Here is a 394-nt window from a genome sequence, read left to right as displayed (position 1 = left end):
TGATTATACCGTGTATGAAATCATAGAAATGGGCAGATATCCCCACAAAAAACGTTTTAGATTTTCTATGGAAGATTACCTAAAAATCGATCAAGCAATAGAAATTTGCGGACTTTCTCATTTTAAAAACGAAAGTATACTAAAACTTAGTAGTGGTGAATATCAAAGAGTTTTAATAGCTCGCAGTCTTGCCCAGGATACACCTGTTTTACTTTTAGACGAAGCTTTTTCCAATTTGGATTTAAAGTATATTTTAACTATACTTGATGCTTTAATTTCTCTTAACAAAACAATCATAAGCGTTTTTCATGACCTTAGACTTGCACGTTTAGCTGATTATACAATATTTTTAAAAAATGCAAAAATATACAAAATAATTAGTAAATCCGAACCA

Annotated in this window: 1 protein-coding gene; it reads left to right on the top strand. The window is 29.7% G+C overall.

Annotated features, from left to right (window positions below):
* Nucleotides 1-394, top strand: a 394-nt coding sequence (locus tag Q0C22_RS00205; protein WP_291490084.1) for an ABC transporter ATP-binding protein, incomplete at both ends; no start/stop codon positions are given.

The sequence above is a fragment of the Desulfurella sp. genome, from assembly GCF_023256235.1.
Taxonomy (GTDB): Bacteria; Campylobacterota_A; Desulfurellia; order Desulfurellales; family Desulfurellaceae; genus Desulfurella.
The sequence above is the reverse complement of the archived record's forward strand: the minus strand, read 5'-3'. Positions and strand labels throughout refer to the sequence as shown.